The organism is Allobosea eneae, from assembly GCF_042657265.1.
Taxonomy (GTDB): Bacteria; Pseudomonadota; Alphaproteobacteria; order Rhizobiales; family Beijerinckiaceae; genus Allobosea; species Allobosea eneae.
Genome location: NZ_JBHSLW010000005.1, coordinates 26,887 through 40,442 on the forward strand (window position 1 = coordinate 26,887; position 13,556 = coordinate 40,442).

The 13,556-nt window shown below is 66.7% G+C and carries 16 protein-coding genes and 1 tRNA gene; 10 read left to right on the top strand and 7 right to left on the bottom strand.

Features of this window, described 5'->3' with window-relative positions:
* Positions 1-14: 14 nt before the first annotated feature.
* Positions 15-131: a K(+)-transporting ATPase subunit F gene (gene kdpF / locus ACFPOB_RS01530; protein ID WP_377795360.1), complete on the bottom strand. Its 117-nt coding sequence runs from the start codon at positions 129-131 to the stop codon at positions 15-17.
* A 264-nt stretch (positions 132-395) separates the two neighbouring features.
* Positions 396-557 carry a hypothetical protein gene (locus ACFPOB_RS01535; protein WP_175506622.1) on the bottom strand — a complete coding sequence of 54 codons (162 nt, stop codon included), beginning with the start codon at positions 555-557 and terminating at the stop codon, positions 396-398.
* Positions 558-702: 145 nt separating this feature from the next.
* Between ACFPOB_RS01535 and ACFPOB_RS01540 the strand changes: the two genes are divergently transcribed.
* Complete coding sequence (locus ACFPOB_RS01540; protein WP_377795362.1) at positions 703-1,146, top strand: GFA family protein; 444 nt, start codon at positions 703-705, stop codon at positions 1,144-1,146.
* 1 nt (position 1,147) lies between these two features.
* Here the strand turns inward: ACFPOB_RS01540 and ACFPOB_RS01545 are convergent, their stop codons facing one another.
* From ACFPOB_RS01545 to ACFPOB_RS01560, 4 genes are all read right to left on the bottom strand, one after another.
* Entirely contained in the window at positions 1,148-1,576 is a 429-nt protein-coding gene (locus ACFPOB_RS01545; RefSeq protein WP_092153978.1) for an acyl-CoA thioesterase, read from the bottom strand.
* 71 nt (positions 1,577-1,647) lie between these two features.
* Positions 1,648-1,944, bottom strand: coding sequence for a GNAT family N-acetyltransferase (locus tag ACFPOB_RS01550; RefSeq protein ID WP_377795364.1), 297 nt, complete (start codon positions 1,942-1,944; stop codon positions 1,648-1,650).
* A 144-nt stretch (positions 1,945-2,088) separates the two neighbouring features.
* On the bottom strand, positions 2,089-2,307 hold the full coding sequence (locus ACFPOB_RS01555) for a DUF2934 domain-containing protein (protein WP_377795366.1): 219 nt from the start codon (positions 2,305-2,307) through the stop codon (positions 2,089-2,091).
* A gap of 148 nt (positions 2,308-2,455) precedes the next feature.
* A complete protein-coding gene (locus tag ACFPOB_RS01560; RefSeq protein ID WP_377795368.1) occupies positions 2,456-2,815 on the bottom strand; it encodes a carboxymuconolactone decarboxylase family protein in 360 nt (119 codons plus the stop codon).
* A gap of 203 nt (positions 2,816-3,018) precedes the next feature.
* Between ACFPOB_RS01560 and ACFPOB_RS01565 the strand changes: the two genes are divergently transcribed.
* A complete protein-coding gene (locus ACFPOB_RS01565) occupies positions 3,019-4,638 on the top strand; it encodes a GMC family oxidoreductase (RefSeq protein ID WP_377795369.1) in 1,620 nt (539 codons plus the stop codon).
* Positions 4,639-4,766: 128 nt separating this feature from the next.
* Here ACFPOB_RS01565 and ACFPOB_RS01570 read toward each other — a convergent pair.
* Positions 4,767-4,856: transfer RNA gene (locus ACFPOB_RS01570), tRNA-Ser, on the bottom strand.
* A 398-nt stretch (positions 4,857-5,254) separates the two neighbouring features.
* Here ACFPOB_RS01570 and ACFPOB_RS01575 point away from each other — a divergent pair.
* The 8 genes from ACFPOB_RS01575 (at position 5,255) to ACFPOB_RS01610 (ending at position 13,412) form a co-directional block, all read left to right on the top strand.
* Complete coding sequence (locus ACFPOB_RS01575) at positions 5,255-6,370, top strand: septal ring lytic transglycosylase RlpA family protein (RefSeq protein ID WP_377795371.1); 1,116 nt, start codon at positions 5,255-5,257, stop codon at positions 6,368-6,370.
* A gap of 73 nt (positions 6,371-6,443) precedes the next feature.
* Complete coding sequence (locus ACFPOB_RS01580) at positions 6,444-7,631, top strand: D-alanyl-D-alanine carboxypeptidase family protein (RefSeq protein ID WP_377795373.1); 1,188 nt, start codon at positions 6,444-6,446, stop codon at positions 7,629-7,631.
* Between the two features lie 2 nt (positions 7,632-7,633).
* Positions 7,634-8,311 carry a dTMP kinase gene (tmk, locus tag ACFPOB_RS01585; RefSeq protein WP_377795376.1) on the top strand — a complete coding sequence of 226 codons (678 nt, stop codon included), beginning with the start codon at positions 7,634-7,636 and terminating at the stop codon, positions 8,309-8,311.
* The gene (locus ACFPOB_RS01590) at positions 8,308-9,378 is read left to right on the top strand and encodes a DNA polymerase III subunit delta' (protein ID WP_377795378.1); all 1,071 of its coding nucleotides are present in this window, start codon (positions 8,308-8,310) and stop codon (positions 9,376-9,378) included. The genes tmk and ACFPOB_RS01590 overlap by 4 nt, the downstream gene beginning before the upstream one ends.
* A gap of 23 nt (positions 9,379-9,401) precedes the next feature.
* Positions 9,402-10,961, top strand: a complete 1,560-nt coding sequence (gene metG, locus ACFPOB_RS01595; protein ID WP_377795380.1) for a methionine--tRNA ligase — start codon at positions 9,402-9,404, stop codon at positions 10,959-10,961.
* The gene (locus ACFPOB_RS01600) at positions 10,961-11,761 is read left to right on the top strand and encodes a TatD family hydrolase (protein ID WP_377795381.1); all 801 of its coding nucleotides are present in this window, start codon (positions 10,961-10,963) and stop codon (positions 11,759-11,761) included. The genes metG and ACFPOB_RS01600 overlap by 1 nt, the downstream gene beginning before the upstream one ends.
* 15 nt (positions 11,762-11,776) lie before the next feature.
* The gene (locus ACFPOB_RS01605; RefSeq protein ID WP_377795383.1) at positions 11,777-12,601 is read left to right on the top strand and encodes an MBL fold metallo-hydrolase; all 825 of its coding nucleotides are present in this window, start codon (positions 11,777-11,779) and stop codon (positions 12,599-12,601) included.
* A 277-nt stretch (positions 12,602-12,878) separates the two neighbouring features.
* Entirely contained in the window at positions 12,879-13,412 is a 534-nt protein-coding gene (locus ACFPOB_RS01610; protein ID WP_377795385.1) for a hypothetical protein, read from the top strand.
* Positions 13,413-13,556: the final 144 nt, after the last annotated feature.

The window sequence follows — 13,556 nt, forward strand, 5'->3', positions numbered from 1 at the left end:
TTTTTATCGTTGGTTCAGAAACGATCGGGGCGCAGCAGCGCAGCGACCATGTAGATCGCGAGCCCGAGGGCCGCGGCGGCATAGAGCAAGGTCAGGCCCATGGGGTCAGACCTTGCGCAGCAGCGCGGCATACCAGCCGAAGAGCGCGAAGGCCCCGGCTCCGAGCGCGAGAAAGACGATGTCGGCCATGACGGATCTCCAGCCTGGTTTCAGACAGGAGATGTGGTGCCGTCCCTGCTAAGCGGTCGAGTGGGAAGGGCAGGCGGGGGCATAAACGATGCGTAAAGACGCAGAGGCATGTCGAGCGCCGGCCGGTCGAGCTGACAATCAACGCTTGCCGCCGGGCACCGCGGGCGGGTTCGGCAGATAAGCGAAGGAGGTAGGCCGACCAGCAATCAGCTCGCCGCTTCAAGGCCCACGATGGCAAGGAAGCCCGACAGCGCCAGGCTCGCCCAGAAGATCTCGTTGAGCACGCCTTGCAAGGGCACTGCCCCCATGGTCACGCTCGACAAACCGCCGGCCAGGAACAGCGCCGAGGCCGCAACAAGGCTGTTCATGATGTCCTCCCGCATTTCGGCTTCGAACGCGGCGGGAGTGATTCCGTTCCCCCGATTCGATACGGTATCCAATCACTTGTTTTGATCGGACGATCGCATCTCCATAATTGCCGTGATGTGGCAGCGTGCGGGAGGAAAAGCCAGCATGACGCATCGCTTGAACGGTGGCTGCCATTGCGGCGCGATCGCCCTCGAACTGACACTGCCGCGGCCACCGGAGGAGGAGATCGTCGGAGCCTGCCAATGCTCCTTCTGTCGCAAGCACAACGCCCGGACGGTTTCCGATCCCAGGGCACGGGTCCGACTTGTCTTACGCGAACCGGCCGAGTTGCAGCGCTACCGTTTCGGGCTCGCCGCGTCCGAAGTGGTTCTTTGCCGGCGCTGCGGCGTTTATGTCGCCATGCTGATGGTCGAGGACGGCAGAGCCTGGACGACGATCAATATCGACGCGCTCGATGAGCGCGCCCGCTTCACCAGGCCGGCCGAGTCGCGTGATTTCAGCGGCGAAGCATTGGACGGCCGGCTCGGGCGCCGAAAAGCGCGCTGGACCCCGACCGAGCTGGTCGGCTGGCCGGAGGAGGGCGGATAGATCAGCTTGTCGGCGCCACCAGCTGCGCCAGCTGCTCGCGCACCGCCTCCGAGAACGGCCGCGCCTTGCGCGTCGCCTCGTCGGTCTGGACGATCACCGAAACGCCGCTGGCGACACAGCGCTCGCCCTGGAAGATCGCCTGTTCGAGCCGGACCGAGCTGCGGCCGATCGAGGCGACACGCGTGCCGATCTCGACCTCGCCGGGCCAGAGCAGCTCTGCCCGGAAATCCAGCTCCAGCCGAGCGAGGACGAAGGAGGCCCCCGGCTCGACCAGACGACCGGCCTGACCGTAGATCAGCTCGACGCGACCGGTTTCCAGGAGGCTCGAGAACACCGCATTGTTGACGTGGCCCTGGCGGTCGGTGTCGCCATAGCGGAGCTTGTCATGCGCCCGCAGCGGAAAGTCGGTGATGGCGAGATCGTCCGGCATGGCAGGCCCCGTTTCGTGACGAAGCCTTCAAACGCGATCGGCCGGCGCGAGGCAAGATGTAGCGGGGCGGCTCAGGCCAGCACATCCGCGTAGTCGGGATGGCGATGCGCCCACGCCGCGACGAAGGAGCAGCGCGGCACGACGCGTCGTCCGCTAGCTCGCGCGATCTGGAAGATGCCCTCGGCCAGTTGCGAGCCGATGCCGCGGCCGTTGAAGGACGGCGGTACTTCAGTATGGGTGACGATGATCCGGTCACCATCGCTGCGATAGAGGGCAAAGGCCTGCCCACCGGGGAAGTCGAGCTCGAAGCGCCCGCTTTCCGGCCGTTCGACGACGGCGATCCGGCCGGATTCGACATGCTGGGTCATGACTTCTCTCCGCTGGAGCCGACACGCCAACGCCGGCACTGCTTCAGCCACAATGTGGGCGCGGCCCGATCGCTTGTCGTCGGTTGCGATCATGCAGAGAGCGAATGGCAGGGCTGCGGCGGATCGCAGCCCTGCGAGCGGCAATCAGGACAGCCATTCCTGCTCGCGTCGGCGGGTGCGCTCGCCCTTGAGCTCGTCCTCCGCGCCGTGGTCGACAATGTCCTCGCTGCGGTTGCGGAAGGTCCAGATCGCCTTGGCCGCTTCCCAATGCTCGTAGTCGCGGCCTTCCGGCTGCCCTTCCTCCATCCAGAGCGCATAGGCGATCTTGCGGATCTCGCGCTCGGCCTTCCCAGTCTGACTCATCTCGTCCTCCTGGTTCCGTTGCGGTCGACGAGGAAACGACGGAGCGCCATCAGGCGTTCCGCGCCTCCGGATCAACCTGCCATGGCAATGTGGCGCTCAGATGAGCCCTTCGGAGGCAGATGACGGCTCCTTCGGAGAAGAGCCGGCCTTATTCCGCAACAGCCGGGACGGGTGCCGTCATTTGTTCGAAACAGTCGAGCGTCCGGGCCGAGTAGACCAGCGCCGCACCGGCGTTCATCGCAATCGCCACCCCGAGCGCTTCTGCGATCTCCTCGCGGCTGAGCCCGGCCTTGATCGCCGCATCGACATGGGAGGTGATGCAACCGTCGCAGCGCGTCGTGACGGCGACGGCGAGCGAGATCAGTTCGCGGGTACGGGCATCGAGATGCGTCGTCTTCGCCGCCCCGCCGGCGAGCGCGGCATAGCCTCGAAGCGCCTCGGGGGCAGCCTTGCCGAAATCGCCGACGCGCCCCTTCAGCTCCGTGCGATAAGTGCTCCAGTCCAGCATGGGGATGTCCTCCAGGTGATCGGCGCGGTGCTTGGCCGGCGACGATTGTTAGGCAGAGGTTCGCTCCGACGCCAGAAGCGGAAGCGAGGATGTGATGCGGGACGTGTCGCCGTGCCAATGCGCCTTTGCGCCGTGGCGCGCGTTGCCGCCATGCGGTCCCCGCTCTATCCCTGATCGGGGAAGCGCAACGGAACAGGGCGGCCATGGCGGGCGAGATCGACATCGGCACTTTCGACTACGTCGTCATCGGAGCGGGCTCGGCCGGCTGCGTGCTGGCGAACCGGCTCTCGGCCGATCGCCGTCGCAAGGTCCTGATCGTCGAGGCCGGCGGCAAGGATTACTGGATCTGGTTCCACATCCCGGTCGGCTATCTCTACGCGATCGGCAATCCCCGGGCCGACTGGCTGTTTCAGACCGAGGTCGAGGCAGGGCTGGGCGGGCGTGTCCTCGCCTATCCGCGCGGCAAGGTCGTCGGCGGCTGCTCGGCGATCAACGCGATGATCTACATGCGCGGACAGAGTGCCGATTATGATGGCTGGCGCCAGCAGGGGCTGACCGGCTGGGGCTGGGACGACGTCCTGCCGCTCTTCATGAAGCACGAGGACCATATCGCGCCCGATGGCCGCTTCCATCGCTCTGGCGGCGAGATGCGCGTCGAACATCCGCGCGTGCGCTGGGACATCCTGGACGCCGTGCGAGACGCGGCCGAGGCGGCCGGCATCCGCAAGATCGACGACTTCAACACCGGCGACAATGAGGGGTCGTCCTATTTCCAGGTCACCCAGAAGCGCGGTCGGCGCTTCAGCGCGGCGCGCGCCTTCCTGGAGCCGGCGCTCGATCGCGACAATCTTCGGGTCGAACTCGGCTGCCTGGTCGAGCGCATCGTCGTCGAGGATGGCCGCGCCACCGGCATCGTCCTGACGCGTGGCGGCGAGCGGCACCTGGCGCGGGTCTCCGGCGAGGTGCTGCTCAGCGCCGGCGCCGTCGGCTCGCCCGCGATTCTCGAACGCTCCGGCATCGGCGATGGCGAGCGCCTGCGCGGGCTCGGCATCGAGACCGTCCATCACGCTCCCGGAGTCGGCGAGAACCTCCAGGACCATCTGCAGCTGCGGCCGATCTACAAGGTCGAGGGCGTGAAGACGCTCAACACCGACTATGCCAAGCTCTGGCGCAGGCCGTTGATGGCGCTGGAATATGCGGCTCGCCGCACCGGCCCCCTGACCATGGCGCCCTCGCAGATGGGCGCCTTCGCCAGATCGGCGCCGCATTACGCCACCGCCAATCTCGAGTTCCATTTCCAGCCGCTCTCGCTCGACAAATGGGGCGACGGCCTGCACCCGTTCGGCGCCTTCACGGCGAGCGTCTGCAATCTGCGGCCATCGAGCCGCGGCAGCGTCCATATCAAATCGGCCGACCCGGCCGCGGCGCCGGCGATCGCGCCGAACTATCTCTCGACGGACGAAGACCGTCAGGTCGCGGTCGACGCCTTGAAGCTCGCCCGCCGCATCGTGGCGCAACCGCCGCTCGCCCGCTTCAACCCGCAGGAGTACCTGCCGGGGCCAGGCTACGAGACGGACGAGGCGCTGGTCGAGGCCGCCGGCCGCATAGGCACGACGATCTTCCACCCTGTCGGCACGGCGAAGATGGGCCGCGACGACGACGCCATGGCGGTGCTCGATGAGCGCCTGCGGGTGCGCGGCGTCGCGGGTCTTCGCGTTGTCGACGCCTCGGTGATGCCGGCGATCACCTCGGGTAACACGGCCGCGCCCAGCATGATGATCGGCGAGAAGGGCGCGCAGATGGTGCAGGAGGATGCGCGGTAGAAGGCGCGCGCCGGCAACCGGTGCGAGGCGGGCGCGCAGATTCTGCGAACTGGCTCCGCGTTCGGACGCAAGTTCGACATCGGAGCCCGCGCGATGGGTTGGTGGGCGGCATCGCGCCATGCAAAAAATGGCGGAAGGGGTGGGATTCGAACCCACGGTGGGCTTGCACCCACGGCGGTTTTCAAGACCGCTGCCTTAAACCACTCGGCCACCCTTCCAGCGCGCTCGTCATTGCCGCCCCCGACGGATTTTTGCAAGCGGCCTGCGGAACATTCGCAGGCCTCTTTGGTCGCAGCAGCAGAAATATACGCATTCTCAACGATTTGAGGCGACGCTTCGGTCTCTCGGTCGAGCCGCGCAGCCGCATGGTTTCAAGCGTTGCAGGCGTGTCACGCTCCCCCGAAAAATGGCGCCGGGAAGGTGGCGGATTGACAGCTGCCGCATTTTCGACACCTTTGTGCCCGCCCAAAGGCCGGGCTGGGCTTCCGTTGACGGCGGTGCGTACGCGCTTCCATCGCTTAACGATCCCTTAATGAAATTGGTCGAAAACTGCGACCTTGCCACGATGGTGGCTTGGGCGGCGCAACGTTTTCGGCGCGACGAACGGGAATGCGGCATGATGCGAGGCTCGAGCGCACCGGCGGTGATCACCTCTCCAGCCGATTCCGGCGACGCACCTTGCGCTTCTTCCTCGCTGTCCACCGCAACCCGCCTCGGCTGCGTCGTATTGGCCGGCCTGTTCCTGGCGAACTGCGCCAACGACCAGGTCACCCGCCGCGGCAAGTCGAAAGAGATCGGCGCCTTCCCGTCTTCGAAATACGGTCCGGCCAGCGCCCGCGTCGTCGAAGAAGGGCAGCCGGTGCCGAAGGGCGGCGGCCGCGAACTGATCGGTCGCAGCTACACCGTCGCCGGCAAGCGCTACACCCCTTACGAGAAACCGGTCGGCTACACTGCGGTCGGCACCGCGTCCTGGTATGGCGAAGCCTTCCATGGCCGCCGCACTGCCAATGGCGAGGTCTATGATCGCATGAGCATCAGCGCGGCTCATCCGACCATGCCGCTGCCGGCCTATGCCCGCGTCACCAACATCACCAACAGCCGCTCGATCATCGTGCGCGTCAACGATCGCGGCCCGTTCCATGGCGGCCGTGTCATGGACGTCTCGCAGAAGACTGCGGATGCACTCGCCTTCCGGCATCTCGGCACGGCGCGCGTCAAGATCGAGTATCTCGGCCAGGCCTCGCTCGCCGGCTCCGACGACAACATGCTGCTCGCCTCGCTGCGCACCGACGGTTCGCCGGCCTCGATTCCGGGCCAGAGCAGCCGGACTATGATCGCGAGCGCCGCATCGCAGGTCGATCTCGGCCGTTCGGCCGGCCCGGATATCGACGATGAGGCCGCCCGGCCGGCGCCCGCTCCCGTTCGGGCCGAACCGGCTCCGGCGCCTGTCCAGGCCCAGCCCGTCGTCCAGGCCTATGCGCCCGAGCAGCCGCGCACGATTGCAATCCAGAGCCCGATCGTCGCCAGCGTCTCAGCGGCCCCGACCGCCGGCGTGCCGGTCCATGGCGTGCGCCTGCCGCCGTCGCGCCCGTTCGATCTCGACACCATCGCCAATGCAGGCAAGCCGGTCCCGGTGCTGCGTCCGGCCGCGGTCAGCGCGCCGCTGCCGGTGCCGCGCGCCAGCTTCAGCAGCATGAAGGCGCAGACCCTGCAGCCGCTGGCGCGGAATTGAGTCTGCTCCGGGCTTGACCGCCCGGACCTGCGCATCATCTGATCTTGATATGACGCAAGGTCGATCAGGGATGATGCGCGCCTATCTTCCGATTTGGAGCAGGGTGATCGCCGCCTGCGTGGCTTTGCTGCTGTTGACGCCGGGCCTTGCTCGCGCGCAGGCGTTCCAGTCGGCCGCGCCCTATGCGCTCCTGCTCGATTCCGCCAGCGGCGCCGTGCTCTACGAGAAAGCTGCCGACGAGCTGATGGTGCCCGCGAGCATGGTGAAGCTCGCGACTGCGCTCGTCGCCTTCCAGGAGATCGCCGCCGGCAAGATGACGCTGGAGACAGAGATCTCGATCTCGGAGAACGCTTGGCGCAAGGGCGGCGGCGTCTCCGGCGGCTCGACCATGTTCGCGATCGTCAACAGCCGCGTGAAGCTCGGCGACATTCTGCAGGGCCTGATCGTCCAGTCCGGCAACGACGCGGCGATCGCCCTGGCCGAGGCGGTGGCAGGCGACGAGGCCAGCTTCGCCAGGGTCATGACCGAGCGCGTCCACGCGCTCGGCCTGCCGAAGTCGCAGTTCCGCAACGCGACCGGCTTGGCTGATCCGCAGCAGAAGGTGACGGCGCGCGAGCTCGCTCTGCTCGCCGACCACATCATCAAGACCTATCCGGAACTCTACAAGATTTTCGGCCAGCGCGACTTCACCTGGAACAAGATCAAGCAGAGCAACCGCAATCCGCTCCTGACCATGGATATCGGCGCCGATGGACTCAAGACCGGCAACATCGACGAGACGGGCTATGGGCTCGTCGGCTCGGCCGTACAGAAGGGTCAGCGGCTGATCGTCGTGGTCAATGGGCTGAAGAATGCACGCGATCGCGCCAGCGAGGCGCGCAAGCTGCTCGAATGGGGCTTCCGCTCCTTCGAGCAGAAACAGGTCTTCGCCGAAGGCGAGAGCGTCGGCGAAGCCAGCGTATTCGGGGGCGAAAAAGGCCGGGTCGCGCTGAAGGCCAAGGGAGCGGTCAACCTGCTGGTGCCGCGCGGCAGCAGCGAGCGTCTCGCCGCTCGCATCGTCTATCGAGGCCCGCTGCAGGCGCCGGTGGCGGAAGGGACCGAGGTTGGCCGCCTGCTGGTCACGCGCGGCGAGGTCAAGACGCTCGACATCCCGCTCTATGCGGCGGAGAGCGTTGCGGTCGGCAGCCTGCAGCAGCGGGCGCTCGACGCGCTGATGGAGGCCGCGACCGGCTGGGTCCGCAAGGCCCTGAAGCGGAGCTGAGCGTGGCCAGAGCAAAGGCGCGGCCCGCGGCTGGGCATTTCATCACGCTCGAAGGCGGGGAGGGGGCCGGCAAGTCGACTCTCGCCAAGGCGCTGGCAACCCGGCTGGAAGCGCATCGCCTTACCGTCGAGCTGACCCGCGAGCCCGGCGGCTCGCCCAAGGCCGAGCGCATCCGTGAAGCCCTGCTCGCCGGGCGGATCAAGCCCTATGGCGCCTTCGCCGAGGCGCTGATGTTCCAGGCCGCCCGCATCGACCATGTCGACAGCCGCATCAGGCCAGCGCTCAAGCGCGGCGCCTGGGTGATCTGCGACCGCTTCATCGATTCGACCCGCGTCTATCAGGGCACGCTCGGCGAGATCGCTGCGGACAAGCTCGCGGCGCTGGAGGCCGTTGCGGTCGCCGGCCTGATGCCCGAGCTGACCTTCATCCTCGACCTCGCGCCCGAGACCGGCCTCGCCCGCGCCGCCCGCCGTCGCCAGCCGGGCGAGGCGACAGACCGTTTCGAAAGCGAAACGATCAGCTTCCATCGCCGCCTGCGCCAGGGCTTCCTCGACATCGCTTCCGCCGAGCCGCAGCGCTGCGTCGTGCTCGACGCCAGCCTTGCGCCGGAATTGCTGGCGGAGACAGCCTGGGAAGCGCTTTCCACCCGGCTGCCCTTGCCGCAGATTGCGCCGGCATGATCGAATCGAGCAACGAACCCGACCGCCTGCCGAACGCCCCGCATCCGCGCGAGACGCTGGCGCTCATCGGCCACCAGCGCCAGGAGGAAGCGGTCCTGGCGGCGCTGCGCTCCGGCCGCATGCATCATGCCTGGCTGCTCGGCGGGCCGGAGGGCGTCGGCAAGGCGAGCTTCGCCTATCGCGCCGCCCGCTTCATGCTGGCCGAGGGCGATCCGCTGCGCCGCGCGGAGGCCGCGCGCGATCTCGCCATGCCGGAAGCGGACGGCGCCACCCGCAAGATCGCGGCGCAATCGCATCCCGACCTGCACCTGCTGCGCCGTATCGCCAAGCCGGACGGCAAGAGCTTCACCAGCAATATCCCGGTCGATCTGGTGCGGCGCATCATCGACCGCTTCGGCTCCAGCGCGGGCGAGGGCGGCTGGCGGGTCGCGATTGTCGATTCAGCCGAGGACCTCGACCGGCCCGGCGCCAATGCCCTGCTGAAGCTGCTGGAGGAGCCGCCGCCGCGCTGCCTCTTCCTCATCGTCGCCCATGCACCCGGCCGGGTGCTGCCGACGATCCGCTCGCGCTGCCGGCTGCTCTCTTTCGACCCCTTGGGCGAGGACGACGTCGCCCAGGCCGGCGCGATTGCGCTGGAGCGCATGCGCCTGCCCTATGACGCCTCGGCGCTCGGGCGCGCCGCGGCCCTGTCCGAGGGCTCGGTCAAGCGGGCGCTGACCTATGTCGATCCGGAGACGCTGGCGCTGGTCGAAGCGGTGAGGGCGCGGCTCGACGCGTTGCCCTCGATCGACCTGACCGCGTTGCTGGCGCTCGGCGAGGATGTCGCGGGCAGGGCAGGCGAGGCCGATTTCCGCGTGATGATCGAAACTGTACAGGGCTGGCTTGGCGCGCACTTGCATGCGCATGCCGCCGCCGGCCCGGCCCGGCTTGCGCCCCTCGCGGAGGTGTGGGAGAGACTTGCACGCGCCGCGAACGAGGTCGAAACCTACAATCTCGATCGCCGCCCCCTCGTCATGTCGCTGTTTCACGATCTGTCGGAGGCGGTTTCCCGTTCGCGCGCGGCCTGACAACGACACGAAACCGGACTGCCATGGCCTCGGCCCCGACCTTCTACATCTCGACCGCGATCTCCTATCCGAACGGCGCGCCGCATATTGGCCACGCCTACGAAGTCGTGGCGGCCGACGCGATCGCCCGTTTCAAGCGGCTCGACGGCTTCGACGTCTATTTCCAGACCGGCACCGACGATCACGGCCTGAAGATCTTCCAGGCGGCCGCCAAGGAAGGCCTGACGCCGAAGGAGCTGGTCGACCGGACCGCGCCGCGCTTCAAGGCGATGGCCGACGTGCTGAACTGCGCCTATGACCGCTTCATCCGCACGGTCGATGCCGACCATCTGCCGTCGACCCAGGAGCTCTGGCGGCGGATGGAGGCCAATGGCGACATCTATCTCGACCGCTATGCCGGCTGGTACTCGGTGCGCGACGAGGCCTATTACGGCGAGGAGGAAACCCATCTCAACGCCGATGGCGTGCGCATCGGCCCGCAAGGCACGCCAGTCGAGTGGACCGAGGAGGAGAGCTATTTCTTCCGCCTCTCGGCCTATCAAGACCGGCTGCTCGCGCACTACGAAGCCAATCCGTCCTTCATCGGGCCGGACACGCGCCGCAACGAGATCGTCTCCTTCGTCAAGGGCGGGCTGCAGGACCTCTCGATCAGCCGCACCACCTTCGATTGGGGGCTGCCGGTTCCGGGCGATCCGAAGCATGTGATGTATGTCTGGGTCGACGCGCTCAACAATTACGTTACCGGCTGCGGTTTCCCGGATGAGAGCGATCCGCGCTGGCGCTTCTGGCCGGCCGATGTGCACATCATCGGCAAGGACATCACCCGCTTCCACTCGGTCTACTGGCCGGCCTTCCTGATGTCGGCGGGGCTGCAGCCGCCCAAGCGCGTCTTCGGCCACGGCTTCCTGCTCTCGAAGGGCGAGAAGATGTCGAAATCGGTCGGCAATGTCGTCGACCCGTTCGATCTGACCGAGGCCTATGGCGTCGACCAGCTGCGCTATTTCTTCCTGCGCGAGGTCTCCTTCGGCCAGGACGGCAATTACAGCCACGAGGCGATCGTCGGGCGCATCAACGCCGACCTCGCCAACGACCTCGGCAATCTGGCGCAGCGCTCGCTGTCGATGATCGCCAAGAACTGCGAGGGCAGGGTGCCGCCGGCCGGCGCGCTGACGGAGGCTGACAAGGCCATGCTGGCGCAGGCCGACGGGCTGCTGGCGAAGACGCGCGCGGCCATGCAGGATTTCGCCCTTCACGTCGTGCTGGCGGACATCTGGGCCGTGGTCGCCGAGGCCAACCGCTATTTCGCCAACAACGAGCCGTGGAAGCTCTCCAAGAGCGACCCGGCCCGGCGCGACACGGTGCTCTACGTCACGATCGAGACGATCCGGCAGGTCGCGATCCTGACCCAACCGGTGATGCCGCAATCGATGGCCAGGCTGCTCGATCTGCTCGCGGTCCCGGCGGAGGCGCGCGACTTCGCCGCGCTCGGCGAGGCCGGCCGCCTCACCTCGGACACGGTGCTGCCGGCGCCGAGCGCGGTCTTCCCGCGCTATGTAGAGCCGGAAGACGGGCAGGCCGCCTGATGCTGATCGATACGCATTGCCATCTCGATTTCCCGGATTTCGCCGAGGATATCGGAGCCTATGTCGGCCGTGCCGAAGCGGCCGGCGTCGGCCGGATGGTGACGATCTCCACCCGCGTTGCTCGCTTTGACACCTATGCGGCGCTGGCCGAGCGTTTCCCGTCGGTCTGGTGCACGGTCGGCACGCATCCGCATGGCGCGCATGAAGAGCTCGACGTCACCGCCGGGCAGCTCGTCGCATTGTCGCGCCATCCGCGTTGTGTCGCCATCGGCGAGGCCGGGCTCGACTACCATTATGACAAGAGCCCGCGCGCGGCGCAGGAGCAGGGCCTGCGCACCCATATCGCTGCCGCCCGCGAGACCCAGCTGCCGCTGGTGATCCATTCGCGCGAGGCTGACGAGGATATGGCGGCGATCCTGCGCGAGGAGATGGGGAAGGGCGCCTTCCCCGCCATCCTGCACTGCTTCACCGCGGGCGAGATGCTGGCCCGCACCGGCGTCGAGCTCGGGCTCTATGTCTCGTTCTCCGGCATCCTGACCTTCAAGACCTCGCAGGCACTGCGCGATATCGCCCGCGACATCCCGCTGGAACACCTGCTGGTCGAGACCGATGCGCCCTATCTTGCCCCGACGCCCTATCGCGGCAAGCGCAACGAACCGTCCTATGTCGTTGAAACCGCGAAGGTTCTGGCCGAGGTCAAGGGCGTGTCCTTCGACGAGATCGCGAGGGTCACCACCGCGAACGCCAGGCGCTGCTACTGGAAGATGGATCACGCCGCGCCCGTGGCGCGGGTGGCCTGAGACCTGCGCTGCCGCATGAGCCTGACCGTCACCATCCTCGGCTGCGGCTCATCCGGCGGCGTGCCGCGGCCGGGCTCCGGCTGGGGCGCCTGTGATCCCACGGAGCCGAAGAACCGGCGCCGCCGCTGCTCGATCCTGGTCGAGCGCCAGGGCCCGGGCGGCACGACGAGCGTGCTGGTCGACACGACGCCCGACCTGCGCGAGCAATTGCTGTCGGCTAAGATCAATCGGCTCGACGCGACGCTGTTCAGCCACGACCATGCCGACCACACCCACGGCATCGACGACCTGCGCGCGCTTGTCCTACATATGCGCAAGCGCATCCCGGTCCATGCCGACGCCGTGACCGGCGCGACGCTGCGCCAGCGCTTCGCCTATCTGTTCGAGACGCCGCCAAGCAGCCTCTATCCGCCGATCCTCGATCTCGAACCGCTGGCAGCCGGCGAGCCGCTGACGATCGACGGCGCCGGCGGGCCGATCGAGGCTCTGCCGTTCAGGCTTGAGCACGGCCCGAATTATGACGCGCTCGGCTTTCGCTTCGGCTCCCTCGGCTATGCGCCCGATGTCAGCGCGATCCCGCCGGAATCGCTGGCGGCGATGAGCGGGCTCGACACGCTCATCCTCGATTGCCTGCGCGAGGCGCCGCATCCGAGCCACTTCAATCTGGAGCAGTCGCTGGAGGCGATCGCACAGCTCAAGCCGCGCCGCGCGATCCTGACCAACCTCCATGTCGATCTCGATTATGCTAGCCTGTTCAAGCGCTTGCCGGCTGACATTGAACCGGCGTTCGATGGCATGAAGCTGACAATCGAGGGACAGGCCAGTGCCGGGGGCGCATAGTCGGGCATCAATTTAAGTTCCATAATATGTCTTATGCGAATGGAGCCGCGAGGTCTGGCCGCTCTCCACCACCACGGGCGTGCTTCCACCTCCGATCTCTCCTCAGCCTGTTCGCGGCCACCGCCGGCAGCAGGCCTGCTCCGGGGCCGACAGCCTCACTGCATTGCTCCGTCGCGCGAGAGCCACTGCTCGATGGTCGCCACAACGAGGCCGTGATAGCATCCGCCCGCCTGGTTTTCGGACGCTTGCTGACTTCAATGGCAACGAGGTCGTATTCATGGCTGACCCGCCCCAGAAACTCGTTCGTCTCAGCCCCAACTCTGTCGGACTCAACGGCCCGCGGATCGTGAACCAGACGAAAGCGACCCGAAATTTTTTCTTCCCCTACGGCACGAGCAATGCCGACATTGTCGCGAAGCTGAAGGACGGTGATCGGCATGTCATCTTCAACTGCCACGGCCATCCGACAAAGCCGGAATATCCAGCCCATCTCGAAATCGGGCAAACCTTCAAGGAGGACAATGTCCAGGTCTGCGAGCCCTGGATGCGAATCTCGTCGCTTCGCGTGATCTGGCTGTCTGCATGCAACATCGGCGGCAGTGGCCGGCCGTTCTGCGCAAAACTGGCGAAAATAACCGGATGTTTCGTTGTAACACAGACGTTCGCGGCTTTGGACAGAGCCGTGAAACCTGGAACCGTCGAATATTGCTACTATGGGATGCCCGCTGTCATAGCACCATCCGGCGATCCCATCGGTATCGATGACTTCAAGAAAAAGGGAAAAGAGCTCTCCTTCACATTTCCCGATTAGCGCATCGTCGAGCGGAGCGGATGCCGGTTCGCGCGCGGACAATGCGACAAGCCAAAGGCTCGGAGCATTTCCGCGATTCGAGGAAACACGGAAGTACCCTAGCCACTCGACAGCGACGACTGCCCCTGTCCCGATCCTCCGAGC